This window comes from Streptomyces sp. MAI_2237, from assembly GCF_054189285.1.
In genome coordinates this window covers 687161-713166 of record NZ_JAJPGQ010000009.1, presented here as the reverse complement: position 1 = coordinate 713166, position 26006 = coordinate 687161, and the positions used below count along the sequence as shown (strand labels likewise).

21 protein-coding genes and 1 pseudogene are annotated in these 26006 nt (G+C 71.8%); 10 read left to right on the top strand and 12 right to left on the bottom strand.

Going from position 1 to position 26006, the window contains the following annotated elements; all coding sequences use genetic code 11:
* Positions 1 to 59 precede the first annotated feature (59 nt).
* From LN251_RS38605 to LN251_RS38595, 3 genes are all read left to right on the top strand, one after another.
* Complete coding sequence (locus LN251_RS38605) at positions 60 to 1244, top strand: carboxylate-amine ligase (RefSeq protein WP_458248810.1); 1185 nt, start codon at positions 60 to 62, stop codon at positions 1242 to 1244.
* 158 nt (positions 1245 to 1402) lie between these two features.
* The gene (locus LN251_RS38600) at positions 1403 to 3187 is read left to right on the top strand and encodes an N-acetylglutaminylglutamine amidotransferase (RefSeq protein WP_458248809.1); all 1785 of its coding nucleotides are present in this window, start codon (positions 1403 to 1405) and stop codon (positions 3185 to 3187) included.
* Positions 3160 to 5178: a S9 family peptidase gene (locus LN251_RS38595; RefSeq protein WP_458248808.1), complete on the top strand. Its 2019-nt coding sequence runs from the start codon at positions 3160 to 3162 to the stop codon at positions 5176 to 5178. Before LN251_RS38600 ends, LN251_RS38595 begins: the two co-directional genes overlap by 28 nt.
* A gap of 18 nt (positions 5179 to 5196) precedes the next feature.
* On the opposite strand, the gene LN251_RS38590 is transcribed toward LN251_RS38595, so the two are convergent.
* The 4 genes from LN251_RS38590 to LN251_RS38575 all read right to left on the bottom strand — a co-directional run bounded on the left by LN251_RS38590 (position 5197) and on the right by LN251_RS38575 (position 10931).
* Positions 5197 to 5613 (bottom strand): ATP-binding protein, encoded by a 417-nt coding sequence (locus tag LN251_RS38590; protein WP_458248807.1) that lies wholly within the window; start codon positions 5611 to 5613, stop codon positions 5197 to 5199.
* Positions 5607 to 6422, bottom strand: coding sequence for an MEDS domain-containing protein (locus LN251_RS38585; protein ID WP_458248806.1), 816 nt, complete (start codon positions 6420 to 6422; stop codon positions 5607 to 5609). Before LN251_RS38585 ends, LN251_RS38590 begins: the two co-directional genes overlap by 7 nt.
* A gap of 238 nt (positions 6423 to 6660) precedes the next feature.
* A complete protein-coding gene (locus LN251_RS38580) occupies positions 6661 to 6963 on the bottom strand; it encodes an STAS domain-containing protein (RefSeq protein ID WP_362988540.1) in 303 nt (100 codons plus the stop codon).
* Positions 6960 to 10931 carry a SpoIIE family protein phosphatase gene (locus LN251_RS38575; RefSeq protein ID WP_458249517.1) on the bottom strand — a complete coding sequence of 1324 codons (3972 nt, stop codon included), beginning with the start codon at positions 10929 to 10931 and terminating at the stop codon, positions 6960 to 6962. Before LN251_RS38575 ends, LN251_RS38580 begins: the two co-directional genes overlap by 4 nt.
* 438 nt (positions 10932 to 11369) lie before the next feature.
* Here LN251_RS38575 and LN251_RS38570 point away from each other — a divergent pair, with 438 nt between their 5' ends.
* Both LN251_RS38570 and LN251_RS38565 read left to right on the top strand, forming a co-directional pair.
* Positions 11370 to 11648, top strand: a complete 279-nt coding sequence (locus LN251_RS38570) for a GlsB/YeaQ/YmgE family stress response membrane protein (RefSeq protein WP_058921150.1) — start codon at positions 11370 to 11372, stop codon at positions 11646 to 11648.
* A gap of 164 nt (positions 11649 to 11812) precedes the next feature.
* Positions 11813 to 12238 carry a DUF6003 family protein gene (locus LN251_RS38565; RefSeq protein WP_458248805.1) on the top strand — a complete coding sequence of 142 codons (426 nt, stop codon included), beginning with the start codon at positions 11813 to 11815 and terminating at the stop codon, positions 12236 to 12238.
* Between the two features lie 92 nt (positions 12239 to 12330).
* Here the strand turns inward: LN251_RS38565 and LN251_RS38560 are convergent, their stop codons facing one another.
* From LN251_RS38560 to LN251_RS38550, 3 genes are all read right to left on the bottom strand, one after another.
* Entirely contained in the window at positions 12331 to 16395 is a 4065-nt protein-coding gene (locus LN251_RS38560) for a beta-galactosidase (RefSeq protein WP_458249516.1), read from the bottom strand.
* A gap of 240 nt (positions 16396 to 16635) precedes the next feature.
* Entirely contained in the window at positions 16636 to 17880 is a 1245-nt protein-coding gene (locus LN251_RS38555; RefSeq protein ID WP_458248804.1) for a DegT/DnrJ/EryC1/StrS family aminotransferase, read from the bottom strand.
* 86 nt (positions 17881 to 17966) lie between these two features.
* Complete coding sequence (locus LN251_RS38550) at positions 17967 to 19085, bottom strand: GNAT family N-acetyltransferase (protein ID WP_458248803.1); 1119 nt, start codon at positions 19083 to 19085, stop codon at positions 17967 to 17969.
* A gap of 261 nt (positions 19086 to 19346) precedes the next feature.
* Here LN251_RS38550 and LN251_RS38545 point away from each other — a divergent pair, with 261 nt between their 5' ends.
* Positions 19347 to 20348, top strand: coding sequence for an ArsR/SmtB family transcription factor (locus tag LN251_RS38545; RefSeq protein ID WP_458248802.1), 1002 nt, complete (start codon positions 19347 to 19349; stop codon positions 20346 to 20348).
* An 18-nt stretch (positions 20349 to 20366) separates the two neighbouring features.
* Here LN251_RS38545 and LN251_RS38540 read toward each other — a convergent pair whose 3' ends face one another.
* From LN251_RS38540 to LN251_RS38530, 3 genes are all read right to left on the bottom strand, one after another.
* On the bottom strand, positions 20367 to 20687 hold the full coding sequence (locus LN251_RS38540; protein ID WP_458249515.1) for a hypothetical protein: 321 nt from the start codon (positions 20685 to 20687) through the stop codon (positions 20367 to 20369).
* A gap of 73 nt (positions 20688 to 20760) precedes the next feature.
* The gene (locus LN251_RS38535) at positions 20761 to 21579 is read right to left on the bottom strand and encodes an SAM-dependent methyltransferase (protein WP_458248801.1); all 819 of its coding nucleotides are present in this window, start codon (positions 21577 to 21579) and stop codon (positions 20761 to 20763) included.
* A 107-nt stretch (positions 21580 to 21686) separates the two neighbouring features.
* Positions 21687 to 22046: a DUF6204 family protein gene (locus LN251_RS38530; protein ID WP_458248800.1), complete on the bottom strand. Its 360-nt coding sequence runs from the start codon at positions 22044 to 22046 to the stop codon at positions 21687 to 21689.
* A 307-nt stretch (positions 22047 to 22353) separates the two neighbouring features.
* On the opposite strand from LN251_RS38530, the gene LN251_RS38525 reads away from it, so the two are divergent.
* Together LN251_RS38525 and LN251_RS38520 are read left to right on the top strand one after the other, a co-directional pair.
* Positions 22354 to 22620, top strand: coding sequence for a hypothetical protein (locus tag LN251_RS38525; protein WP_404147253.1), 267 nt, complete (start codon positions 22354 to 22356; stop codon positions 22618 to 22620).
* Positions 22621 to 22678: 58 nt separating this feature from the next.
* Positions 22679 to 23998, top strand: coding sequence for a PP2C family protein-serine/threonine phosphatase (locus LN251_RS38520; protein ID WP_458248799.1), 1320 nt, complete (start codon positions 22679 to 22681; stop codon positions 23996 to 23998).
* Between the two features lie 33 nt (positions 23999 to 24031).
* Here LN251_RS38520 and LN251_RS38515 read toward each other — a convergent pair whose 3' ends face one another.
* Both LN251_RS38515 and LN251_RS38510 read right to left on the bottom strand, forming a co-directional pair.
* Complete coding sequence (locus LN251_RS38515) at positions 24032 to 24352, bottom strand: hypothetical protein (RefSeq protein ID WP_458248798.1); 321 nt, start codon at positions 24350 to 24352, stop codon at positions 24032 to 24034.
* Positions 24353 to 24536: 184 nt separating this feature from the next.
* A pseudogene (locus LN251_RS38510) lies at positions 24537 to 24650 on the bottom strand (alpha/beta hydrolase); the annotation flags it as partial.
* A 70-nt stretch (positions 24651 to 24720) separates the two neighbouring features.
* Between LN251_RS38510 and LN251_RS38505 the strand changes: the two are divergent.
* Positions 24721 to 25020, top strand: coding sequence for an SDR family NAD(P)-dependent oxidoreductase (locus LN251_RS38505; protein WP_458248797.1), 300 nt, complete (start codon positions 24721 to 24723; stop codon positions 25018 to 25020).
* A 164-nt stretch (positions 25021 to 25184) separates the two neighbouring features.
* The gene (locus LN251_RS38500) at positions 25185 to 25985 is read left to right on the top strand and encodes a calcium-binding protein (protein ID WP_458248796.1); all 801 of its coding nucleotides are present in this window, start codon (positions 25185 to 25187) and stop codon (positions 25983 to 25985) included.
* Positions 25986 to 26006: the final 21 nt, after the last annotated feature.

The following is a 26006-nucleotide window of genomic DNA, read 5'->3' as shown; positions in this document are numbered from 1 at the left end:
TCAGCCCGGGACGCACGTCCCGGACGCGCCGACGTTCTCGCAACACCTCAAGGAGTGCCGTGAACATTCGCATGGGAGTCGAGGAGGAGTTCCACATCCTGGAGGTGGAGAGCGGGCTTCTCGTGCCGCGCGCCGACCAGGTACTGCGACGGCTTCCCCGGCGGAATTTCACCGCGGAGATGCACCAGTCCACCGTGGAGTCCAACAGCGAGGTACACGGATCCCTGGACGACCTGTACACCGATCTGGCGGGAATGAGACGGCGCCTCGACCGCGCCGCCTCCTCACTGGGGCTCGCGGTGGTGGCGGCTGGCACGGCCCCTCTGGCACCGGCCGCCTCCGGCCATCCCACCGCCGATCCCCGCTACCACCACATGGTCGAGGAGTACCGCCAGGTCGCCGACGAGCAGCTCATCTGCGGCGCCCAGGTCCACGTGGACGTGCCCGACCGCGACACGGCGGTCGGCATCATGTGCCTGATCTCGCCCTGGCTGCCCGTCCTGCTGGCGCTGTCCGCCAGCTCGCCGTTCTGGCAGGGGTCCGACACCGGCTACGCGAGCTGGCGCACGCTGCTGTGGCAGCGGTGGCCGACCGCGGGCCCGGTGGGCTGCTTCTCCAGCGCCGCCGAGTACGACGCCGCCGTCGAAGGACTCGTCCGCAGCGGAGTCATCAGCGACGCGGGGATGATCTACTACGACCTCCGGCCCTCCGCGCACCTGCAGACGCTGGAGCTGCGTATCTGCGACGCCTGTCCCCGCGTGGAGACCGCCGTCCTCATCGCCGGGCTCTTCCGTGCCCTGGTCACCGACGCCCTGGAGCGCCGGGAGGCCGGCGCGCCGGTGTGCGACGGCCGGCACGAGTGGGTGCGCGGCGCGACCTGGCGTGCCGCCCGCTCCGGCCTGGGAGGCACCCTGGTGGACCCCGGGACGCGAGGGGAGGCCCCCGCCGGTGAGGTCGTACGCAAGCTGCTGGCACATCTGCGTCCGGCACTGGAGGCCCACGGGGACTGGCAGGCCGTCAGCCGGCTGGCCGAGTCGGCGCTCGCCGACGGCGACGCCGCACGGCGCATACGCCGAACTGCCCAGGAAGAGGACCTGCTGGCCTGCACCGACATGCTGATCGCCGAGACCCGCGGCGAGCGCCGGGACCGCAGAAGGACACCCGCCGGACGCCGCAGGATCCCCTTCTCCGTCCCGGGCCCCTCCGGCTCCGCCTCCGGAGCGCCGGAGGCCGTCGGCCGCTGATGCGCGCCCCGGCGCACAGGGCTGTCCTTTCCCACACCCCAGGGAGGTTTCGTCATGCCCAGCCATACCGCCCGGGCCGCGACCGGCAGGTGCGGTCGCGGCCCGGCCCGTCCGTCACAACCCGCGGCCGTCATCGCGCGGAAGGGTGGTGACGCGCCGTGTGCGGTCTGAGTGGGGAGATACGCTTCGACGGCCGGCGGCCCGACCTCGCCGCCGTCGAGCGCATGAGCGACCGGCTCGCCGACCGCGGGCCCGACGGACACGGCACCTGGACGCGGGGCGCGGTGGCGTTCGCCCACCGGCGGCTGAAGATCATCGACCTGTCCGACCTCGGAGCCCAGCCGATGACCGACGCCGACGGGGAGATCACCGGCGTCTTCAACGGCTGCGTCTACAACTACCAGGCACTGCGGGAGGAACTGCGCGGCCTGGGACACCACTTCGTGTCGACGTCCGACACCGAGGTGGTGCTGAAGGCGTACCGGGAGTGGGGAACCGCCTGCGTCGAGCACTTCCACGGCATGTTCGCCTTCGCCCTGTACGAGCACCGCACCGGCCGGCTCGTGCTCGCCCGCGACCGGCTGGGCATCAAGCCGCTGTATCTGGCGCCGACACCGGACAGGCTGCGGTTCGCCTCGTCCCTGCCCGCGCTTCTCGCGGCCGGCGACGTCGACACCTCACTCGACCCGGTGGCCGTCCACCAGTACCTGACCTGGCACGCCACCGTCGCGGCGCCCCGCACCGTCCTCAACGGCGTGCGCAAGCTGCCCCCGGCCACCGTCCGGACCGTCGAGCCGGACGGCAGCCATCGGGACCACCGCTACTGGCAGCCGTCGTACACCCGCCGGCCCGAGTACGCGGGCATGAGCGCCGACGAATGGCGTGACGCGGTGCTGGAGGCGCTGCGCACGGCCGTGCGCCGCCGGATGGTCGCCGACGTACCCGTCGGCGTACTGCTCTCCGGCGGCCTGGACTCCAGCTTGATCGTCGCCCTGCTCGCCGAGGAGGGCCAGCGCGATCTGATGACGTTCAGCGTCGGCTTCGAGGCCGAGGGCGGGGAGGAGGGCGACGAGTTCCGGTACTCGGACCTGGTCGCCCGCGAGTTCGGCACCGACCACCGCCGGACGACGGTTCCCTCCGCCCGCGTGTCGGCGGCGCTGGACGACACCGTCGCCTCGATGAGCGAACCGATGATCAGCCACGACGTGGTCGCCTTCCACCTGCTGTCCGAGCAGGTCTCCCGCGAGGTGAAGGTCGTACAGAGCGGGCAGGGCGCCGACGAGGTGTTCGCCGGATACCACTGGTACCCGCAACTGGCCGCGGTCGCGCGCGAGGACGAGCCGGAGCGGTACGCGGACACCTACTTCGACCGCCCGCACGCCGACCTCGCCCGCGTCCTGCAGCCGCACATGCTGCCGTCGCAGGACGTCTCGGGCCGCTTCGTGACGGAGCACATGGCCCACCCGGGGGCCGAGACCGCCCTGGACGCGGCACTGCGGCTCGACACGCACGTCATGCTCGTCGACGACCCCGTCAAGCGCGTCGACAACATGACCATGGCGTGGGGGCTGGAGGCCCGGGTGCCCTTCCTCGACCACGGACTCGTGGAACTGGCCGCGGCCTGCCCGCCCGAACTCAAACTCGCCGACGGCGGCAAGGGCGTCCTCAAGGAGGTCGGCCGCAAACTGCTGCCCCGGGAGGTCGTGGACCGCCCCAAGGGGTACTTCCCCGTGCCGGCCATCCGGCACATGGCGGGTCCGGTCCTGAAGCGGGTGCGCGAGGCGCTCGAGGCACCCGAGGCGAAGACGCGCGGACTGTTCCAGGAGTCGTACGTGAGCGAGCTGCTCGCCGCGCCCGACGAGCACCGCACCAAACGCGGAGCCAACGCCCTGTGGCAGGTAGCTTTGCTGGAGATATGGCTGCAGACGCACGGCATCACGTGACAGGCCGGCCGGCCACGAGCACCGCGCGGGCGGTGCCCCTCGGCAACGGAACCGCCCCCGTGGCGGTGCCCCTGCCCGAGGCGGCGGGTCCGCGAGAGGCCGTCACCCGGCTGCGCGCCCACGGCTGCTGGTATCCCTCCGCCGACCCCGACGGCACCGAGGCGGCCTTCATCTGCGACCGCGGAGGCGTCCCCCAGCTGTGGGCCGGCCCGGTCCAGCAGGACGAGGTCCGGCTGCTCGACGCATCCCCCGATCCCGTCACGGAGGTCTCCTGGTCACCGGACGGCCGCTGGATCGCCTACACCGCCGCACCCGGCGGCGGCGAGCACACACGGGTGCTGTGCGTACGGCCCGACGGCACCGGCCGCCGCATCCTCGCCGGGGCCGACCCGGACACCTCCGCCTACCTCGGCTGCTGGGCGCGCGACGGATCGGCCGTGGCGGTCACGGTCGCCGTGCCCGCGGTACGCACGTCCGAGGACGGTTCGCCCGACGGGACAGCGGCCTCCCTCGCGGCGCCCACGCACCGGGCCGGTGACGGGCTGTCGGCCTATCTGCTCGACCCCGACGGTCTGGCGTCCCCCGTGCTGCTGGCCACCGAGGCCGACGCCGCCACCCTGCGGGTGTGCGACCTGAGCTTCGACGGGTCCCTCGCCCTGCTGCGCCGCGGGCCGCGCGGGCGACGCGAGGCGGTCGTCCGGCGCACGGCCGACTCGGCCACCACCTGCACCATGCCGGTGGCCGACGGCGATCCGTGGATCGGCCGCTTCTCGCACGACGGGCGGACCCTGTGGCTGCGCACCGACGCGGACCGCGAGTTCGCGGCGCTGTACGCCCTCGAACTCGACGCGGACGGCACGCCGCGCGCCGCCACGCCCGTGGCGCACCGCCCGGACAGCGGGCTGGAGTTGCTGTCGATGGCCCAGGACGGCCGTACGGCCGTGCTCGTCTGGAACGTGCGGGGCGCGAGCGAACTCGAACTGCTGGAGACGGCCGCGGCGCGACCGGCCCCGGACGCCTCCGGGCCGACGCGGCCGGTGCCCCTGCCGCACGAGGTCGTCACCCGGGCCGTGGCGGCCGGGGCGGGCCGGCTGCTGCTCGCGCTGTCCGGCTCACGGCGCCGACCGGGGGTGTGGTGGGCCTACGAGGGGGTGGCCCTGCTGCGCACCGCGTGGTCCTCCCGCGACGAGGACGCCGTCGCGCCCGGCCGTCCGCCCGTGCGGCCCGTCCCCCTGCAGCTGACGGCGAGGGACGGCCTGCCCCTGAGCGGCTGGCACTACAGGGCGCCGGGACGCGCCCCGGGCGAACCGGCACCCTGTGTGATCCACCTCCACGGCGGCCCCGAGGAGCAGGAACGCCCGGTCTTCAACCCGCTGTACCACGAACTGCTCGGCCGTGGACTGGACGTGTTCGCCCCCGACGTCCGCGGCTCCTCGGGCCACGGCAGGTCGTTCGTCGACGCGGACCTGGGCACCGGCCGGTTCGCCGCCCTGAACGACGTCGCGGACTGCGCCGCGCACGTCGTCACGGCCGGCCTCGCCGATCCGACCCGGCTGGCGGTCATGGGACGCTCCTACGGCGGCTATCTGACCTTCGCCTCGCTCGTGTGGCACCCGGACCTCTTCCGTAGCGGGGTGGCCGTCTGCGGTATGTCCGACCTGCTGACCTTCTTCGCGGGCACCGATCCGTGGATCGCGGAGTCGGCGGCACACAAGTACGGCCACCCGGTCCGCGACCGCCCGTTGCTGCGCTCCCTGTCCCCGATGAGCCGCATCGACGCGCTGCGCGTCCCCCTGCTCGCGGTCCACGGCGAGCACGACACCAACGTGCCGCCGGGGGAGTCGGAGCAGTTCGTCCGGGCGGCGCGCGAACGCGGGATCGCGGCCGAACTGCTCACGCTGCGGGACGAGGGCCATGAGTTCCTGCGCGCGGACAATCGGCGCCTGTTCCGGCGGACCGCCGCGGACTGGATGCAGCGGCACCTGAGGTGACCGGGGGTGCCCGCCGGCTCAGGGCAGGTACATGAGCAGGGTCACGGCGGCTCCCGTGGTCCCCGTGGTGATCGTGAACCGATCGGTGAGCAGGTGGGCCAGCCACAGTCCCCGACCCCCCGTGCTGTCCAGCTCCGGCGGTGTGCGGGGAAGCTCGGGCGTGAAGCCGGGACCCGTGTCGGTGATCAGGCACTCCAGTGCGCCGTCGAGGCGTCGGAGCACCAGATGGCCGCCGCCACCGGCGTGCTCGACGGCGTTGCAGGCGATCTCGTCGACCGCCAGGACGAATTCGCCCAGCCGGCTGTCGTCGAGGCCCTCCTTGGCCGCCGCGCTCTCGACGAGGGCCCGCAGCAAGGCCAGGCAGTCCGCCGTGAACGACTGCTCCAGCAGGGTCTCGTCCGCGCGCTCGACCGATTCCTCGGAAAAGTTCAGCATTCGACCCGCACCTCGTTCAGCGTGAGCCGGGGCACGGAGGCCGCGCCGAGTTTGCGGAGGATTCCGGCGTGCAGGACCGAGCAGCGGATCTCGATCCGCTTGTGATCGGTGGCCAGTTGGACCTGGCGCAGCAGGTCGAAGGCGCAGTGGACGCCGAGGAAGTGCAGGTGCGTGAGGTCCAGCAGCATGTGGCCCCGGTCGGCGGTGTGCGCCAGCCCCTCGGTGAGGGCGGTCCGGAACTGGTCCAGGGTGGTCAGATCGGCGTCGCCGGCGAACCGCACCGCGTCCTCGTCGGGGATCGACAGCAGGACCCCCAGGCAGTCGTGGAGGCGGCGGGGGTGGGCGTCATGCATGGCCTCCACCACCTCGGGGGCGAACCAGCCGCGGTCGTAGGCGCAGACCTCCGTGTAGGCCCGGCCGTGGAACAGGTGCTCCACATGGGTCTCGCGGTGCACGACCCCCGCCACGTCGGCGTCCATGTCCGGCACCCAGCGCATGTCGATGAACGTGCGCAGTCCCGTGTACCCCTCGCGCCGGGCCCGCGCGATCTCCTCCTGCAGCCGTGCCGTCTGCCGGTCGACGGTGAAAGCGCGGTCGGGGCGGATCACCTCCCGCATGCTGCTGAGCACCAGCTGCCCGCGCGCCCTGGCGGCGGACGCCTGCGGACCGTACGCGTCCAGGCGGGTCAGGACCTCCCGCTGCGGCACGTCCGGGTCGGCGAGCACCATCACCTTCTCGTGGCGGGCGAGGCCCAGCCAGACGTACGCGGTGAGCACCTGCCAGCGCGACTCTCCGACGCCGTACCCCACGAAGGCATGGTCACCGGGCCTGAGCCGTTGCACCGGAACGAGGCCGGCGCAGCCAGTCTGCCTGTCGTGCATCGCAGCGTCTCCTCTGGTGGCGGCCCGCTCTCCGGAGCTGCGTGGCATCACACCGTAGCCGTCCGCGCTGCTCCCACCCCCGCCGCGAACACATCTGCGTCCCGAAGGGCATCGTCTGCGCACAGCCGCCCACTTGGTGATCGTTTCCGACCGCCTCGGGCGGGCCCTATCGGCCGTCGGGAGCGGGCCGCACCGGCACCAGGTCGGCGAGGCCGGAGACGGTGAGCAGGGGCCGCAGGAGCGCGTCGGCGATCAGCTCGATGCGTTCGGCGCGTGCGAACAGCACGTTGAGACCGGCGCTGTCGAGGTACTCCACGCCGGTCAGATCGACGACGACGTGCCCGGGCAGGTGATCGAGCGCGTCGGCGAGACGGCGGCTGTTGCTCATGTCGATCTCGCCCGTGGCCGTCAACAGCGCGGTGCCGTCGGCGGTCCGTCCGGGGGCGAGGGTCAGCGGTGCAGACGTCACGGGATCCTCGTATGCATCTCGACGCTGGTGCCCGACGGGCCGGGCGTGACGGTCACATGGCTGGACAGGGCGTGCATGATGCCGATACCCCGGCCGCGCAGGGAGGAGGGGTCGGGTTCGCCGGTCTTCCACGTCCCGCTGTCGGCGACGGTCACGTGCACGCGGTCGGTGAGGATCTCGGCGTTCAGCCGGATGGTCCCGCCCGGACTGTCGCGATGGGCGTGCTCGACGGCGTTGGCGCAGGCTTCGCCGGTGGCGATGAGGATGTCCAGGGCGGTGCGCACGGGCAGTTCGCAGCGGGTGAGCCAGTCGCGCAGCGCGCCACGCGCGGTGGCGAGCTGTCCGGACTCCGCGGGAAAGGCGATCTGCAGGGGTGCCGGGTGGCGGTAGAGCAGCAGGGCCACGTCGTCCTCGTACCCGCCCGCGGGAGCCAGTGCGGCCATGACGTGGTCCGCCAGTTCCGAGGGGGGCAGGTCACGGCCGGTCCGCAGGGCCTCGCCCGCCACCTGGATGCCCTGGTCGAGCACCTGGTGCCGGCGTTCGACGAGGCCGTCCGTGTACAGCAGCAGGGTGGACCGGGCGGGCAGTCGGCAGACGCTGTCGGAGCGTTCGCGGTCGGGACGGACGGCCAGCGGCAGACCGCGGCCGCCTTCGAGTAGCCGCGTGGTGCCGTCGGGAAGGGCGAGCACGCTCGGCGGGTGCCCGGCACTGGAGTAGGTGAGGGTTCCGGTGTGCGCGTCGAGCACTCCGCAGAAGACGGTGGTGCAGAAGGCGCCCGGGATGCCGCCGGCGAAGTGGTCGAGTGCCATCAGCGTGCGGGCGGGGCTGGGGTCCTGCAGGAACAACGCACGGCAGGCACTGCGCAGTTGGCCCATGACGGTGGCCGCCTCCAGACCGCGCCCGACGCAGTCGCCGACCACGATCCCGGTGCGGTCGTCCGGAAGGGAGATGACGTCGTACCAGTCACCGCCGATCTCCAGCGGGGGAGTGGCCGGTTCGTAGCGCGCGGCGAAGCCGGCGGGCAGCTGGGAGGGCCCGAGGATGGCGCGTTGCAGGGTGAGCGCGGTGTCGCGCTGCTGGTCGATCTGGTGGGTGCGGGCCAGTGCCTGGGCGAGGTGGCCGGCCAGCAGCGCGAGCAGCAGTTCGTCCTGGCCGCTGAAGCGGCGGGCGGCACCCAGTTCGATCCACAGGGCCAGGGGGCCGTCGGGGTGCTCCAGCAGGACGCCCGCGCCGGTGCCTTCGCACACGGGGCTGAGCGGGGGATGGTGCTGCAGTTTCTCGATGGCCTGCTGCCGTGGTGCGGGAAGGTCCTTCCAGGACAGCGGGCCGGTGACGGTCAGCGCGGGGGGTTCGTCCGCGGGGAAGAGCGCCGTGAGGACGTACTCGGCCTGCCAGAGGTGCTGGAACTGGCCAAGTGCCGTGGTGAGCGCCTCGTCCACGCTCGCGGTCTCGGCCAGGGCCGTGCTGAGGGCGGCCAGGGCGCTCTCGCGCTGGGCGGCATACCGTTCCGCGGTGATGTCGCGGAACGTGCCGACGATCATCCGCCGGCCTGTGTCCGGGTCGTGGGCGTCGTTGAAGGCCGCCCTGACCCACAGCCGGCGCCCGTCGCGGTGGCTGAGCGGAAGGGTGTGGTTGCCGCGCCCCTGGCGCAGCAGCTCGGCGAAGGCGTCGGCCGCGGCGCGGCGGGCCTCCGGGTCGGCCGCGGCGTCCGGCCACCAGGGATGCGGCGGCGCGCACGGCAGGATCGCGGAGCCGTGGCCGAGCAGGGTGGTGAACGCGGTGTTGGTCTCCAGCACCACACCGTCCTCGTCCATGACGAGCAGCGCTTCCTGCAGGGAGTCCACCAGAGCGGTACGCCAGCGCACGTGGTGGGTGCGCAGGTGGGCGAGTTCCACGTTGGCCCGCACCCGGGCCAGCAACTCGGCCGCGGCGAACGGTTTGACGAGGTAGTCGTCCGCGCCCGCGGTCAGTCCTTCGATGGCTGCCTCCTGCCCGGCGCGCGCGGACAGCAGCAGGACGGGCACCGAGGCGGTCCGGGTGTCCGAGCGCAGCGCGCGCACCAGGCTCAGCCCGTCCATCATCGGCATCATCACGTCGCTGACGATCAGGTCGGGCGGGTGGGATCGGGCGGCGCAGAGCGCCGCCCGGCCGTCGCTGACCGCTTCGGACTCGTAGCCGGCGCCGTCGAGGATGCGGACCAGGTACTCCCGCATGTCGGTGTTGTCGTCGGCGACCAGGACCCGGGCCCGCACCGGTGTCCCGGAGTCGGATCGTGGGGAGGCGGTGCCGGTGCCGGCCTTGTCGTGCACGCTGGTCCCGGTGTCGGCGGGCAGCCAGCGCAGCGCCTCCTGCACGAACGGGACGGCCACGGTCGACGCGGCCCGGGCCTGGGACGAGGTGCGGACGGCGTCGGCGGGCAGGTGCGCGGAGCCGAAGGGCAACCGCACCGTGAAGCACGTACCGCGTTCCGGGCTGCTGTCCGCCGTGATGGTGCCGCCGTGCAGGGCGACGAGTTCGCGTACGAGGGCCAGGCCGATGCCGCTGCCCTCGTGCGAGCGCGCGCGGACACCGCCGATGCGGTGGAAGCGTTCGAACAGCTGGGGCAGTTCGTGGGCGGGGATGCCGACGCCGGTGTCCTGCACGGTCACCACGGCCCTGTCGCCCTCGTCGCGGACGGTGACGCGGATCGACCCGTCGAAGGTGAACTTCAGCGCGTTGCTCAGCAGGTTCAGGATCACCTTCTCCCACATGTCGCGGTCGATGTGGACGGTGCGGTCCAGCGGCGGGCAGTCGACGGTGAGGGTGAGTCCGGCCCGGTCGATGGCGGAGCGGAAGACGCTGGCGAGCTCCGCGGTCACGGCGGCCAGTTCGACCGGCTCGTAGGAGGCCTGCATGCGGCCGGCCTCGATGCGGGAGAAGTCCAGGAGGGTGTTGACGAGCTTCCCCAGCCGCAGCGCGTTGCGGTGGATCGCCTCCAGCTCCTCCCTGACCCGCGCGGGCGCGTCGGGGAGTTGTTCCTTCAGCTCCTGCACCGGTCCGGAGATCAGCGCGAGGGGGGTGCGGAACTCGTGGCTGATGTTGGAGAAGAACGTCGTCTTGGCCCGGTCGAGTTCGGTCAGTTCCTCGGCCCGCCGCTGCTGGTCGCGGTAGCCGCGGGCGGAGCCGATGCCCGCGGCGAGATGTCCGGCGACCAGTTCCAGGAACCCTTGGTAGCCCTCGTCGAGGGCGCGATAGCGGTTGAGCGCGGCGATGAGGAAGCCGTGCGGAGAGCCGCCCGGTTGCAGCAGTGGCAGCAGCAGGGCCTGCTGGGGCGCTTCGGGCCAGTCGCCGGTCGGCAGGCCGGCGACGACGCCGGCGTCGAGCTGGACCAGCACCGGTGTGCCGTCGGTGAGATCGGCCCACGGCCAGGGGCGCTCGGCCTGCTCGGGCGACAGCAGGGGAGGCGCCGCCGGGTGTCCCGGCGGGATGCCGGTGGTGCGGCTCAGCCGCGCGCCGTCGTCCTCGAGGAGGTAGGTGAGGGTGAAGGGCAGGTCCGCGAGGTTCCGTTCGAGCTGACGGCCGAAGAAGGCCAGCGTCTCGCTCTCCGTGCGCACGACGGTGGGATCGGAGCCCAGGTCACGCAGCGTGGCCATCCTGCGCGCCCCGATGACGCGCTCGGTGTCCTCACTGACCACGCAGAGCATGCCCACCACAGCGCCGTCGTCGTCGTGCAGGGGGCTGTACGAGAACGTGTGGTAGGTCTCCTCCCGGTAACCGGAGCGTTCCAGGAACAGCAGCAGGGCCTCGTCCCAGGTGGCATCGCCCGAGGCGAGGACGCGGTCGACGCGCGGGCGTACGTCGGACCAGATCTCCGACCACACCTCGCTCGCCGGCCGTCCCAGTGCCCAAGGGTATTTGCGCCCCAGCGTGTCGCGGCGGTAGGCGGCGTTGCAGAAGAAGGTGAGGTCGGGACCCCACGCCATCCACATGGAGAACCGCGACGACAGCAGGATGCGCACCGCCGTCAGCAGACTCTGCGGCCAGTCCTTGGGTGGGCCCAGGGGGGTGGCCGCCCAGTCGACGGCCGCGAGGTCGCCGCCGATCTCCGGATCGGCGGCGAACGCCTCCGTCCAGGTCGCGCTGCTCCGGTCGTCCCAGGTCGCCCTGCTCCGGTCGTCGTCGCTTCGGTCGGTGCTTCTGTCCGCGTGCCCCACCCGATCCCTGCTTCTGTCGCGAGAGCCGGCGGAAGGCCGGACGTGCACAGTCCCGGCTTTCCGCGATGTCGAGTGATATTCCGCCGCGGGCTCCGTTACGGATGCAGCCACGGGTGTTCGAAGCCTCGCATCGCAAAAGAGATGTTTGTTCGAGCGTTGACGGTGCACACGAAGAGCTAACACAACCTTTATGCGACGAAGTGGAGACGGACAATGGGCATCATCGCGTGGATCCTCATCGGCCTGCTGGCCGGCGCCATCGCCAAGGCCCTGATGCCGGGCAAGGACCCGGGCGGCATCATCATCACCATGCTCATCGGTATCGCGGGCGGCCTGCTGGGCGGCTGGCTCGGCAAGGTGATCTTCGGTGTGGACTCCATCGACGGATTCTTCGACCTTTCCACCTGGATCGCAGCCATTGTCGGCTCCCTGATTCTGCTGGCCCTCTACCGCGTCTTCGTGGGCAACCGACACTCGCACCGCCACGCCTGACCGCGTCGGTGACCTGGGCCCTCGGGCTTCTTGGGACGGCTCCCACCCCTGAACGGGGGAGGGGAGCCGTCCCCATTTCGCGCCCTTGTCACGGGACGGTCCGGTAATCCGGACCGGGCGGGGTAAGGGGATTGCGTTCAGCCTGTGTTGAGAAGGAGCCGAGGATGACCGATGACGCCTATCTGTTCCTGCTGGGAGACGCGTCCGCGCAACTCGGGGTGAGCCCCGCAGCCGTCGGTGACCTCGCCTGCATGGACACTCCCGCGGTCCGCGCGTGGCTGGACGCACAGGGCAGTACGGCGACGTCGCCGCAGCTGCGTCTGCTTCCGCCGGAGGAGACCGCGGCGATCCCCGAGGGGGCCGAACGGCTTCCGGTCCCGTTGAACGACGAGGAGTTGAGCCGGGTCCGCCGGGCGATGTCGCCCGAGCCGCACGCCCGGCTGGAGGAGGAACTGCTCGCGTACCGTGACTGCGCCGACGGCCGGGACGCGCTGATCGGACGCGCTCTGGCCGCCGGCGTGGCGCCGCACCGCATCGTCGAGCTGACCGGGGTGGATCCGGCGACGGTCACGGCGGCCGCGAACGGCTGACCGAGACAAGCGCGGGGCGAGGGAGCCGACGACGTGCGGGGCGTGGGGAGCAACGAGTTGCGTCCCCACGCCCCGCGTGTGTCACCCCTTCGCTAGCCGCACGTCAGCGTGGGCTTCGCCCAGTCGCCGTGGTCGTTGCCGTTTCCGTCGCCGGCATCGCCGACCTTCAGTTCGATCACCTGGGCCCCGCTGACATCGACGTCGATCGGTACCGCGGCCTGTCCGCCCCGGAGCGTCGGCGTGGTGACCAAGGTCTTGCCGTCGGCGATCACGGAGAACGTCACCGTCCCGGCGCCGCCCGTCTCGTCGTCGACGCCGACGTCCGCCGTCAGCCGCGAGCAGTGTCCGGCGAGATAGAGCTCGACGTCGCTGACCGCGTTGGTGCCCAGGCCCTTGGTGTAGCCCGTTCCGGCGATGCGGATCGGGCGGCCGTCCCCGGCCGCCTGCTCGCCGACGCTGCTGTCGCGCTCCACCGGGCCCCATCCGTTGGTGGCGGCCAGGAACGGCAGGTCGCTCACCGCGTTCTGGCCGGTCGGCGGGGCGGGCGGGATGCCGCCGATGATGCGCTCGTCCTCGCCCACGGCCTGCCGCCCGTGCTGCCGGTAGCGCACGGTCGCGGTGAGCGCGGAGGCGGACGGCAGGGTCCCGCTCGGCGGTTGGACCTTCCAGGTGAAGGTGGCCGACCCGCCGGCGGGGACGCGTTCGGCCGAGGTGGGACTCGTGGCGCTGACGGTCCAGCCGTCGGGCGCGGAGAGCGCGGCCGTCGGCCGGGACGCGGACGGCCCCTCCTTCGGCACCCGCAGCGTGGCCCGGGCCGTGAACGCCTGCCCGGACTGAGCGGTGTCGGGCACGTCCAGGGAGACGTCGGCTCCCGGGCGCTTCGGCATCGCGTACCTGCGGTGGTCGTAGCGGGGGCTGTCGTTCTGCGCGACCCGCAGCGACGAGGCGTAACTGCCGTAGTCGGTGAGGGAGACCCTGCCCAGGCCGCCGGTGCTGCCGTCGAGGTTCCACACGGCGATGGCGACGCTGTTGCGGCCGTTCGGATCCAGGATTCCGTCGGGCACCGGGAAGGTGTGCTGCGGGCCGAGGTAGTTGACGTAGTTGCCGACCTGCCAGCCGTTGACGAAGATCGTCGCCCGGTACTTGCGTGACGGTTCGTCGGTGAACGTCAGCCCGAGCGAGGTGTCCTGGCCGCGCGGCAGGTCGAGGGTCACGTCGGTGCGGTACCAGGAGACCCCGGGACGGGTGTCGGCCGTGGGCAGGGACACCCGGTTCCACTTGCCGTCGGGGTAGCCCGGCAGGGACCAGCCGGCCCGTTCGCCGTACAGGCCACCGGTGGAGAGCGGGCCGCGCACGGGGTCCTGGAGGTCCTCGCCGCCGCGTACGCCCTGCACCCGCCAGGTGACCGAGGTCAGGGGCGCGCCGACGAGGGAGGCGCCGGTCAGGCCGCGTGGCGTCTTGTTGCCGTTGGTGGAGTTGTAGTCCTCCTCATGGCCCATGTTGACGGTGAGGACGGAGAGGACGTTGTCGCCCTTCGCCTTCACCGAACCGGCCGGGAAGGAGAAGTCGGCACTGCCCGTGGTGGAGCTGCCCAGGAAGGTGCCGTTGAGCCATGCGGAGAACGCCTGCGCCCCTCCACCGGAGTCGGATACCAGGTGGACGCCCTTCTCCTTTCCGGTGGCGCGGAAGCGGCCGCGGTACCAGGTGTTGCCGGTGTGGAAGCCGTAGTCGTCGGCGTACAGGACGGGCAGTGAGGTGGCGCTGGAGACGTTGTTGGTGGTGGTTCTGTCGGCCACCTGCCAGGTGGAGTCGTCGAAGCCGGGTGCCGCCTCGGGTGACTCCTCGGCGTGCTTCCAGTTCGTCAGGGCCGGCAGGTGTACCGCGGCGGCCACCGGGATCTTCCCGGCGAGGCTTTCCGTGTCCGTCACCCGGGTCTTCACCGTCCTGCCGTTCCAGGTGACGTGGACGGCGGAGGTGAACACCTCGATGTTCTTGTCGTCGGCGTTGTCGCCGGTGAGTGCCACCGTGTGGCCGCCGTCCAGGCTGGTGGCGGTCCGCAGCAGGTGGGTGCCGCGCACGAGCACCGGTCCGGTCGCCGTGTCCTGGCGCCAGAAGGTCTTGGCGGTGTCCTTGTCGCCGACGAGCAGCATCAGCGGGGGCTTTCCGCCGCCGGTGATGCCGATGCGGATCAGGCCCTTGTGGGTGTAGTTCAGCCGCAGGTCACCGCTGGCCTCGTCCCAGGTGGCCGTGCCGCCGGTGGTGGTCACGGTGGGCCGGGAGGGGTAGCGCAGCACGGTCTCGCCGTCGCTGCCCGCGTCGCCGTAGAGCACGGCGACGTCCCGGTCGCCGATGGCCGCGCTGGTCATGATCTCGGAGGTCGAGTACTGCAAGTGGGCGTCGCCCAGCCGGTAGTCGGCCGTGATCACGTGGGAGTCGCGGCCGTCGAGGGTGATCGCGGTGCCGGGCTGCTGGGGCACGACCGGGTAGGTGGGTTCCGCGGCGGCGGCCGTCGGCACGTCGATGGCGTCGATGGACACGTAGTCGTCCGTGGATCCCGAGCTGTGCTTGCCGGCGACGACGATCTTCAGGGTGTGCGCGCCGGACGGCAGGCCGGTCTTCTGGAAGACCACCGCCTGGTTCTCGCCGCCGGAATCGTCGACCGTGGCGACCTTGGTGCCGTCGAGGTAGACGTCGGCATAGCCGTGGTTGTTCGTCTTCGACCCGATCCAGCGGATCGCGGTGCCGTCGAAGGGGACGGTGAGCGAGTCGTCGGCCCTGTTGGAGAACGACTCGGTGTGCTTGTAGTCGCCGCCGGTGTAGCTGGTGTCGGCGACGTGCGACCACGAACCGGTGTACTGCAGCGCGGAGTCGGGGTCGTCCCAGGTGTAGGAGGTGTCGTTCGCGGGCTGGGCGTCGAGGTCCAGCGCGATGTGCGTTCTGTCGACCGCGGTGGACGTGGAGTTGCCGTGCCGCAGCACATGGAACTGCGTCCTGGTGTCGGGGTTCATCCGGGCGGTGTCGACGATCGCCGAGTTGTCCGGCGGCGTGGTCCTGATGGCCTCGGTCTTGGTCAGCGGGGCGACCGACTGGGTGAAGTAGCCGATCAGCTTGTCCTCGTCGTACTTGGGGTCCAGCTGGCGGGTCTCGCGGATCGCCGCCCCGTAGTCGTACGACGTGTAGTTCTGCGGCATGCCCAGCCAGCCCCAGTTGGTGCCGCCGTAGGTCATGTAGAAGCTCTGCGCGGTCGCGCCGACGGCTATGTTCTGTTTGTAGAAGACGTTGGCGAACCTGTCGTTGATCAGCTGGGCGCACTTGTCGTAGCCCGGACCGCCCCAGGGGTCGAAGGCGCCGCCCTGGAACTCCGGCGAGTACAGCGGCTTGCCAGCCGGGTGGTCGTAGCTGATGTCGGGGACGCCGTTCCACTTCGTGGGGTTGGAGCAGTCGAAGCCCTGCGGGTAGGAGTCGGGGCCGTCGACGTCCAGGGCGCCGGTGCCGGAGTTGAAGGTGCCGTTGTTGTTGCCGGTCAGCGGGACGGTGATGCCGTCGGCACGGGCCTTGTCCTCCAGGTGCTTCATGTAGGAGTGGCCGGCGGCGGAGCCGTTGTAGTACTCGTTCTCCACCTGGTAGGCGATCACCGAACCGGTGCCGTTGGTCAGCTGGTGGCGGGCGATGATCCGGTCGATCTGCGTCAGCCACTCGTCCGCGTACTTCAGGAAGCGCGGGTCGTCACTGCGGTTGTTCTCGGCCTTGGTGGTCAGCCAGCCCGGCAGGCCGCCGCTGTCGACCTCCGCGTTGATGTACGGGGCGGGGCGCGCGATGACGTACAGCCCGGCCTCCTGGGCCATGTCGAGCAGCCTGTCGACGTCACGGACGCCGCTGAAGTCGTACACGCCCGGCTTGGGCGAGTGGTACCCCCAGTCGAAGTACAGCGACGTGGAGTTGAAGCCGGCGGCCTTCATCTTCTGGAAGATGTCGCGCCACAGGTCCGGGCTCGGGAGCCGGAAGTAGTGGAACTCCCCGGACCACAGGTAGGTCCGCTTGCCGTCGACGAGGAACGAGTAGCCGTCGAGGCTCACCGTGTGCGCCTGGGGAGCGGCGGCGGACACGGCGCCGGGTGGCCGCCCGCCGCCCTCCTGCGCCGTGGCGGGCGCGGTCATGCCCGCGGCCAGGGCGATGGTGGCGGCGGCGGAGAGGACCGCCTTCCACCACCGGCCGTGGCCGGGTCTCGCAGCTGTCGAACCGATCCGATCACTCAGCACTGCGGCCTCCATACCGCCTGAGCAATCAACATCCAACAGACTCAGGCAAAGTCGAACAGTAAGGGGGCGCACGGCGCAACACAATGGGGCGGGAGGACACGGCCGGGACGGCGGAGGTGCGCACCAACCTCCCGTCGGCTAACGGCTGTTCGGTGACGGGTACGGCGGGGAGGAGGCATCGTGCGAGGCGGCCGCCGGCAGGTCGGGCGCGGCGGCATCGGCCGCACGCGCCCGGGTCAGCGCGGCGACCACGCTGTGGGCCTGCAGGGGATCGGCGGGCAGCACGTGGGAGGCGAACCAGCGTGCGGCCGACGGATCGGGGGAGGGGTCGACGAACTCGCCGCCCGCATAGTCGTCGAGCGGAGGATCGAAGACGTATCCCGTCACGACGCCGTGCCGCACCAGGCGGTCGACGAGGGCGTCGCGGTCGTCGACGAGAAGCGGCACCCGGAACAGGGGCAGAGCGCCCTCGTGCGCCGTCCGGTCACGCAGTGCGGGCGCGGCCCAGGGGGTCGCGGCCAGCAGACGGACACCGGCCCGGCGCCGGGCGAGGTTGTCGTCGAGCCGGGCCATCCGCAGCGCCAACGGCGCCTGGACGAGCAGTCCGTGACGGTTCCGGAAACCGTGCAGGTCGACGCGCATCCACGGCTCGTACGCGGTCAGGCTGGGTGCCTGCAGGGCGCGGGCGGCCGGCAGCGGCGCCTGCAGGTCCATGCGGTAGCCGTCGCGTTCCAGCAGCCCCAGGCGCTGCATCGTCCGCCACACGGGGCTCACCAGATGGGAGCCGCGCACGGCGGAGCGGGCCAGCGGCCGCAGCGTCGTGGCCAGGTCGTCACCGAGTCGGCCCGGCACCAGGAGGTCGTCGCGCAGCGCCTCCAACTCGCGTCGTGTGCGGGTACTTTCGACGGCGAGGAAGCCGCCGGCCTTTCCTCCCACGTGCTTGGACAGGCTGAAGGCGGCCGCCGTCCCGAAGGTGCCGATCGGACGGCCCGCCACATGCGTACCCATCGCGTGCGCCGCGTCCTCGAACAGCGGGATGCCCAAGTCCTCGCAGCGCCGGGTCAGTTCCTCCATCCGGTCCGGCATCCCGTAGAGATTCGTGGTCAACACGGCGTCCACGCCGCGCCACACGGACTCGGGTACGGCCCCCGGGTCGATGTTGCCGTCGCGGACCGACACCGGAGCCAGGACCGGACGCAGCCCGGCCGCGAGGACCACGAAGAGCATCACGTCGTCGGTCACCGGGGACATGAGCACCCGTGCGCCCGGCCGGCACCAGCGCCTCAGGGCCAGGTAGACAGCCAGCCGTGCCGAGGGCGTGTAGACGCATGCGCGTCCCAGCCGCCGGGCCATCATCGCGGCGAGTCGGGATCCGTACGGCATGGGTGCCTTCCTGGGGTGACCGGTGATCGAGACGGCCTGGGCGCCTTCCTGAGGTGACCGGTGATCGAGTCCGACGGGGGAACGGCTCAGCGCGTGTCGGTGCCCGGCGCCCAGCCCGTGCCGAGCGGGCCCGAGGTGCGCAGCCGGCCGACCGTCCTCAGGAGCCGGTCGGCGGGCCCGCGCAGCGCGGCGTGGGCCAGGACGGTGTTGCGCAGGCCACGCACCGGCCTGCGCCACAGCCGGTGGGCCGCCGCCACCGGGCTCGGGCGGTACGCGAGACCTTCACCGACGCGCAGTTCGCGGGTCTTGAGCCAGTTCTTGTACTCCATGTCGCCGCGCCCCAGATCCACGAGCCGCACCCCGTGCCGGCCCGCCGCCTCGATCATCCGCATATGCATGACCAACCCGGGGGAGTAGCGGCCGAACGCGGGATCGTAGGCGGTGAACCAGCCCGCGAGAACCGTGTGCGACCTCGGCCCGAAGTGGGCGGCCACCGGACGGTCGCCCGCGTACAGCACGGACAGCACGCCGGTGAGGTGCTGCTCGCGGACCGTGAAGAGGTCGTCCACCAGGTCGACGATCCACGGCCGGGCGAAACGGTCCATCCTCCCGGTCCGGCGGTACTGGGCGGACTTCCACTGCATGAGCGTGCGCAGCACCCGCCGGTCGCGCTCGTCGAACACGAAGCGCACTTCGCCCTCGTCGCTCCTCAGACGGCGCTCCTTGGCCAGCGTCGTCTTGGTGTGCCGCGGGGACGTGCGGCGCAGCATCTCCACATAGCCGTTCCCCTCCTCCGGAAGGTCGATCACCGGTGAGGCGAACGTGCCCGTGAGATACCGTTCGAACGGCTTCTGTTCCTCGACGAGATGGTCGAACTCGAACACCGAGAGACCGCAGGCCCGCAACAGCTCCGGCGGGTCCCAGGTGACGCCGGGCCGGTGCACGAGGGCCTGGCAGTCGGACAGGCCGAGACCGATGGCCCGCCCCACGCCGAAGGCGCTGCGCTGGTGGGGGAAGAACCCGACCGGCTCCTGCTCCTCCCGCAGGACCGCCACCACGCCCCCATGCCGGTGGCGGGCCATCGCCGCCGCGAACTCCGGTGCCAGGAACGGGTTGGCGTACTGCGGGGACTCCTCCATCGCACGGTGCCAGGCCCGCACGAGCACAGGGCTCAGCTCATCGGCCGCGTGCGTCGTGACGTCCATATCTCGACCTGCCGTCCTGCCTGATGGCGGAAGGGACGTGCAACCGGGTGTGCCACCTACCAGAATGGTGGCCGCTCACTGCCGCGCGCTTGGGCTGGACGGACCCCGAAGAAGGCCGCACAGCCCCTCCACCGGGCCTCGTCGGGCACTGGCCGAGCCCCTGCCGCGGCTCACGACCGTGGCCTGATTGATCATTGTGTGACTCCCGTCCGGAAGCGAGACTGCTGTGAGCCACTGGCACGGCGGAGGACGGGACGCTCGGTGAAACGCATCCACTTCACGGCGGAGGACCTGGCGCGGACCCGCGTCGCCACGACGATCGGCGTGGCGGCGGAGACGTTCGACACCGTGAAACTGCTCAAGGACCGCGACGCCACCCTGGCCTTCCGCCGCTGGCAGGTCTCGGTGCGCGGACGGCTGGGCGAACAGGCGGGCCCGCTGGCCGCGTTGATGCCCTCGCACGGACCGCTGCTCGACATCGCGAGCCTGACGGGGCACACGGCGTCCATCGACGAGGCGGTGGACAACCTGCTGGCCGCCCCCCGGCCCCTGCTTCAACTGGAGCTGGAGAACATCGACTTCCACCCCGCCCACCGGTCCTGGGCGCGCAACCTCGTCGACGGCGACCGGGAGACCCGCCCCCAGGTGGCCGCGGCGCTCCGTGCCTGCCACAGGGTGACCGTCGCGCCCTACTGGGGACGCGTGCACTCCCGTCTGAACGAGGCACGGGCCGCCTATGCCGGCGCGATGGCCGACGGCGGGGTCGAGCGGCTCCTCGCCACGCTCGCCGGTCCCCTGGTGCGCTGGCGGCCGCCCGTGCTCGAAGTCGTCCACCCGCGCGAGGCGGACGTCCGTCTGAACGGGCGTGGACTGGTCATCGCGCCGACGATGTTCTCCACCCATCAGGTCGAACTTCTGCAGGCACCGCTCGACCCGGGCCGGCCACCGGTGCTGGCCGTGCCCACCGTCGACGGCGCCGGCCTCGACACCACCCTGTGGGAAGCCGCCGGCGAGAGCGGCGAACGGCCACTCGACGACCTCCTGGGCCGCACCAGGGCCGCGGTGCTGCGGGCGAGCGTCGGCGGATGCGGCACCACCGAGCTCGCCCGCCGTCTGGACATCTCGCCGGCGACCGCCAGCCATCACGCGACGGTTCTGCGCAACGCCCGCCTGATCACCACCCGGCGCGAGGGCAGGGCTGTCCTGCACACCGTCACGTCACTGGGCCTCGCCCTGCTGGAGCACGGCCGGCCGCTCCCCTGAGCGACCGGCACCCAGGGCTTACGCGGTGCCGGCCTCGTCCAGCAGACGAAGCAGCACATCGGCCTCCGCGCGCAGCCGTGCGGCCCGGTCGGCGTGCGCGGGAGCGGTCAACTGCGCCGCCGCCTGCAGTCGTTCGGTGGCCTCGGCGCGTACGACGTCCACCACCCGGTGCTCGCTCAGTTCGCGCCGCGCCGCTTCGGTGACACCGACGCCGACCGGAGACTCCTCGAGGGCCGAGCCGCGCGGCTCGGCCTCGTTCACGGGCACCGCCTCGGCGTTGTCCAGGGCGGCAAGGGTCGTGCGCAGGGCGCTCACCGCCGCCTTGTCGCGGGCGCGCATCGCCTCGGGCAGGGCCTGACGCATACGAAGTCGGAGGGACATGCCCGTGATCTTAGAGGCCGCGTTCCTGTTCCTACGGCTTGCGGGCCAGTCCGGCGGCTATGAGGCGTTCCCAGACGGTCAGTTCCCGGTCGCCGTCGGAGGACCACGGGTTGTCGTTCTTCTCCGGGCGCCACAAGGAGGCGGGCACGATGCCGGGTTCGAGGATCTCCAGGCCGTCGAGCAGGGAGGCGATCTCGGCGTCGGTGCGCCACCGGCCGCGGCCGAAGGTCTGCTGGAGGACCTTCTCGGCCTCCTCCGTCTCCGCGTTGTTGCCGGAGCGGAAGTGGCTGACGAAGAAGTAGCTTCCGGAGGGCACCTGGTCGCGCCAGAAGCGGACGATGCCGGCCGGGTCCTCCTCGTCGTTGACGTGGTGGAGGATGGCGCTGAACATGACGGCGACAGGACGGTCGAAGTCGATCATCTCGACGGTGTCCGGGTGGTTGCGGATGGCCTCCGGGTCGCGTACGTCGGCCGCGACGACACGCGTGAACTCGTTGTTCTCCAGGAGCGCACGGCCGTGGACCAGCACCTGGGGATCGATGTCGACGTAGACGACGCGGGACTCGGGGGCGTGGCGTTGCGCGACCTGGTGGACGTTGTCCGCGGTCGGCAGACCGCTGCCCAGGTCGATGAACTGACGCACCTCGGTGCTCTTCGCGATCTCCCTGACCGCCCGGGTCAGGGCCGCGCGGTTGGCGAAGGCGATGGCCACCGACCCGGGCAGGTCACGTTTGAACACATCGCCGATCTCGCGGTCCACGGCATAGTTGTCCTTGCCGCCGAGCAAGTAGTCGTACACGCGCGCGATGCTGGGCTTGTTCGGGTCGATGGCGGAGCCTTCGTACGTCATGGCGCACATTCTTCCCCGCAATGCGCCCTGACGACCGCGTTTTTGCAATCCTCCAAGGATCACGGAACGAGCGGCTCACTCCTCGGAGGCCGTCCGAGGAGCGCAGCTCAGACGCTCTTCCGGGCGGCGGCGCGGCGCTGCCGTTTGCCCAGGGGCGCCTGCGAGAGGTCCTCCGCCTGGGACCGGAGGTTCTTGTAGCCGTAACCGCGCTCGGTCAGCCAGGCCCCGGCCGCCTCCTCGGCGCGCGCGGACGCCTCCAGGATGTCCTCCTCTTCCTCCCCGGAATCCAGGAACCGGAAGGTGAAGGCGTCACGCGCCGCCACGTCGTAACTGAGGTGACCCTCGGGTGTGAAGGCCGCGCGCAGCACGTCGTGCTCCGCGGCGCGGGAAAGGAGTTCGGCTCGCTGGTCCGCGTCGAGCCCGTCGAAGACACCGCGGACCGTGATCCGGAAAGTACGCGTACTCATGCCGCGACCCTAGCCAGCGAGATCGACGGCCTCCACCGAATTCAGGTGTCGCCGAACCCAGGCCGTTTCCTGCGCGACCTCGCCGAGTACGAGGGCCGGCGCGAGCGCCCTGTCGAGGGCGCGACCAGGTCCGCCGCCGGCACGCTGTGCCGCGCACCCCGGCGGCCGGAGGGCACAGTGGCCGACCTCGGGGGGCCGCCGGTGCCACACGGAGTGGGCTGGCCGGCTGCGCACGGGGTACCGGTGGACCCTACGCCTGGACCGGCCGGAGAGCGCACCTTGGTGTCGTACCCCACGGGAGGCCGCCATGACGAACCTCGACTCCGTGGCCGAAGGTCTTGTCGATCAGTTCTTCGCCCAAGGCCAGTCGGCCACCGCGCAGGCGAAGCGCTGGACGGACGCCGGCGAACTGGACCGGCTCACGGTCAGCCAGCTGCGTCTGTGGGCCGCCAACCGCGTCCTGGACGCGCCTGCATGGCCCACCGGCGCCGGTGCGGCGCGAGCCGCGGCCCTGAAGGAGAGGGACGTGCTGATCGGCTGGCTGGAGGCGCACGGATACCGGGCGCTGGCCTGACCGCTCCTGTCCCGGCTTGCCGGGGTGGAAGAGGCGCCGGACGGGGAAGTCGGAGACGGTGGACGACTTCGAGGTCGATGACGTGGTGCAGCGGGCGCTGGACCGGCTGACCCTGCTGGCGGAGGCGACGACCGCGCTGTCCAGCACGCTCGACTCGCACAAGGGCCTGAGCCGGGTGTGCCGGATCCTGGTCCCGCAGCTGGCGGACTGGGCCGCGGTCGACCTGATCGAGGACGACGGCCGGCCGCGCCGGGTCAGCGTCGTGCACCACGACCCCGACGTCCTGCCGGTCGGCGGCCTGACCGGTGCCCTGCCGCCCGTCCCCGAGGTGCCCTCGGGGCCGCTGACCAGGGTTCTGGCCGGGGCCGGCCCGCTGCTGCTGACGTCGGCGGACATGCTCCCCGTCACACAGGCAACGGACCCGCTGCACGCGCGGCAGCTGGAACTGTTCGCCCAGCTGGGCACGGACACCGCGGTCGTCGCTCCGCTGCGGGCCCGGCGTCAGGTGCTGGGCGCGGTCACCGTGGGCCGCGGTGCCGGGCGGCCGCCGTTGACCGGCAGCGACCTGGCGATGGTGGAGGACCTGGCCCACCGCATGGCGCTGGGGGTGGACAACGCGCGGCTGCACCGGGAGACGCAGCACATCGCCGAACGCCTCCAGCGTTCACTGCTGCCGACCCTGCCCGAGACCGGCCCGCTGCGGCTGGCCGCCCGCTATATGCCGGCCGCCACCACCGCCGAGGTCGGCGGTGACTGGTACGACAGCTTCACGCTCCCCAGCGGCCACACCACCATGATCATCGGCGACGTCACCGGCCACGACCTGCGGGCGGCGATCACGATGAGCCAGCTGCGCAACATGCTGCGCGGCATCGGCTGCGACCGCCAGGAGCCTCCCGGCGGCATCCTGCGCCGACTGGACCTGGCCCACCACACGCTGTACCCGCACGCGACCGCCACGTGCCTGTACGGTCTGCTGGGCGAGCGCGACGACGGGGCCTGGACGCTGGACTTCTCCAGCGCGGGACACCCGCCGCCCCTGCTGATCACCCACGACGGCGACACCCGCTATCTGACCGGAGGCCAGGGCCTCCTGCTCGGCGTCGACCCCGATGAGCCGCGCCCGCACGCCGTCGAGGTGCTGCCCGCCCGCTGCACCGTGCTGCTGTACACCGACGGACTGATCGAGCGACGCGGCGAGGGCCTGGACGCGGGGATGACCCGGCTGCGTCAGCACGCCGCCGCTCTCGCCCGGGAGCCCCTGGACACCTTCTGCGACGAGCTCCTCACCGGGCTGGCCACCGATCACGCCGACGACGTCGCCGTCCTCGTCGCCCGTCTGCCCGGGCCTTCCCGGCGTGCGGCGACCGACGCCTGATTACGTCGAAGCCGTGTCCGCCCATGGTCCGTGTCAGGTGCGGTACTGCGACAGGACGGCCTGCAGAGCGTCGCCGACGTGGGCGGGCACGGGCTTGCCCTGCACGAGGTCCAGTACGTGCTCGGCGACGACATGCGTGTGCATGGTGAGCATGCGGGAGAGGTCCACCAGGCTCCGGGCCGCGTCGTCGAGCGGCATGGGGCCGAGCACCATCAAGGCGCCCTCCGCCATGCGCAGGGTGGATCGGGCCGCCAGCACGTGGCTCAGCCGGCTGTGCTCGGCCTCGGCCAGCCCTGGGTGGACGGTGGCCGTCGACAGTTCCGTGAAACGGGACCGTGGTGCTGGCGACTGCATGTGACCGCCTTGTCGTGAAGCAGAGAACATCTGTCTTACCCGGCTTGCGCGGACCGACCTCGAGGGCGGAAGCAGTGTCGCACGACGCCCACGCGTACGGGTCCCATCGGCCTCTTCCCCGTGAAGCACCGCCCCGGATGCGCCCATGGCCGTACGGGTTGCCTCGCGGCGCAGTGAACCGTCCCGCCTCCTGGCGTGCCGACAGGTGCCGGGCCGGCCAGTCCGCGCGGATGCGGCGGGCCGTCGCCGAGATCCGTGCCTGCGGGAACAGGGCGTCGCACCCGTGGAAACCGCCTGCCCGGGCCCCACCCTTCGCCGCGCGGCAGGATTCCTGCCCGCGGATCCCCTTCCGCCATGAGGATTCCGCGATGAACGCCGTTCTGATCACCGGCACGTCGTCCGGCTACGGGCAGCAGACCGCCCGTCACTTCCCCGCGCAGGGGTGGAACGTCGTCGCCACCATGCGCACCCCGCGCCCGGGCCTGCTTCCTGAGTCGGACGGGTTCCGCGTCGTCGCGCTCGACGTGACCGCCCCCGAGAGCATCGCGGTGGCCGTCGAGGCGGCAGGTCCCGTCGACGTCCTGGCCAACAACGCGGGCGTCCCCACCACCGGACAGCTCCGGTTCCCCGCGGGCCCCGACGCGGTCCGGCTGGACCAGGCGAAGTGACAAGCCTGCGGCAGGAGTTGGCACAACTGCCGGCTCACTCGGTGCAACGGTCGGCCGGGTTCGGCAGTCGTACGGGATGACACACGTCCGTTCACAGCTCTCACCGTCAAGCGCCGTCGCTCGTGGGGTGGTTGGCAACAGGGCCTTTGTTCCTGGGAGGAATCATGATCCACAGACCTGTTGCCGGCGTGCTGCGGCGCGGCGCGGTGGCCGGGGTCGTCGTCGGCCTGGTGGTGGGGGCCGCCGCCTCGGCCGACGCCACGTCCGGCAGCGCGTCCCGCACCGCACTCGGCGATCCCGTGGTCAGCGGCGCCACCGTCAACTCCGGGCACGACGTGATCGTGGGCATCACGCACGACGTGTCGTTCCCGGTCACGGTCACCGGGTCGGACGACTCCGGGCTGCTGTACGCCGACGTGGACCTGAAGGGGCCGCACGGCGGCTTCTACACCACTGACACCCAGTGCGAGAGCGCGACGGCGTGCACGATGGTGTTCACCGTCAACGCCCATCCGGCCCCGGGGGGCGACGATCCCGTGGACCTGGCGAACGCCCAGGCGGGCACCTGGTCGGTCGATGCCCTGGTCGACGCCCAGGACGGCGATTCCGTGTACGCCCCGAACGTGGGGTCGTTCAGCCTCAAGAGGGCGGCACGGCTGACCGTGAACGCCGCACCGGAGCCGGTCGCCAAGGGCCGCTGGATCACCGTCACCGGCAAGCTCGTCCGCGCCAACTGGGACACCTACCGGTACGCGGGCTACGCGGGCCGAGCTGTCCAGCTCCAGTTCCGTCCCAAGGGCAGCAGCACCTACACCACGGTGGCCACGGCGACCACCAGCACCACCGGCACCCTCTCCACCAAGGTCAAGGCGGTCCGGGACGGCTACTGGCGCTGGAACTTCGCGGGCAGCACGACCACCGGGCCCGCCAAGGCCGCCGGCGACTACGTCGACGTACGCCCCTGACCCGCGAGCCCGGCCTCCGAT

Excerpts from the sequence above, each read along its gene's own strand:
- LN251_RS38530 (WP_458248800.1), bottom strand. The coding sequence starts at position 22,046 with ATGAGTACGCGTACTTTCCGGATCACGGTCCGCGGTGTCTTCGACGGG.
- LN251_RS38535 (WP_458248801.1), bottom strand. The coding sequence starts at position 21,579 with ATGACGTACGAAGGCTCCGCCATCGACCCGAACAAGCCCAGCATCGCG.
- LN251_RS38505 (WP_458248797.1), top strand. The coding sequence starts at position 24,721 with ATGAACGCCGTTCTGATCACCGGCACGTCGTCCGGCTACGGGCAGCAG.
- LN251_RS38550 (WP_458248803.1), bottom strand. The coding sequence starts at position 19,085 with ATGGACGTCACGACGCACGCGGCCGATGAGCTGAGCCCTGTGCTCGTG.
- LN251_RS38575 (WP_458249517.1), bottom strand. The coding sequence starts at position 10,931 with ATGTGGATGGCGTGGGGTCCCGACCTCACCTTCTTCTGCAACGCCGCC.
- LN251_RS38555 (WP_458248804.1), bottom strand. The coding sequence starts at position 17,880 with ATGCCGTACGGATCCCGACTCGCCGCGATGATGGCCCGGCGGCTGGGA.
- LN251_RS38540 (WP_458249515.1), bottom strand. The coding sequence starts at position 20,687 with ATGCGCGCCCGCGACAAGGCGGCGGTGAGCGCCCTGCGCACGACCCTT.
- LN251_RS38595 (WP_458248808.1), top strand. The coding sequence starts at position 3,160 with ATGGCTGCAGACGCACGGCATCACGTGACAGGCCGGCCGGCCACGAGC.
- LN251_RS38590 (WP_458248807.1), bottom strand. The coding sequence starts at position 5,613 with ATGCTGAACTTTTCCGAGGAATCGGTCGAGCGCGCGGACGAGACCCTG.
- LN251_RS38565 (WP_458248805.1), top strand. The coding sequence starts at position 11,813 with ATGACCGATGACGCCTATCTGTTCCTGCTGGGAGACGCGTCCGCGCAA.
- LN251_RS38570 (WP_058921150.1), top strand. The coding sequence starts at position 11,370 with ATGGGCATCATCGCGTGGATCCTCATCGGCCTGCTGGCCGGCGCCATC.
- LN251_RS38525 (WP_404147253.1), top strand. The coding sequence starts at position 22,354 with ATGACGAACCTCGACTCCGTGGCCGAAGGTCTTGTCGATCAGTTCTTC.
- LN251_RS38515 (WP_458248798.1), bottom strand. The coding sequence starts at position 24,352 with ATGCAGTCGCCAGCACCACGGTCCCGTTTCACGGAACTGTCGACGGCC.
- LN251_RS38500 (WP_458248796.1), top strand. The coding sequence starts at position 25,185 with ATGATCCACAGACCTGTTGCCGGCGTGCTGCGGCGCGGCGCGGTGGCC.
- LN251_RS38560 (WP_458249516.1), bottom strand. The coding sequence starts at position 16,395 with ATGACCGCGCCCGCCACGGCGCAGGAGGGCGGCGGGCGGCCACCCGGC.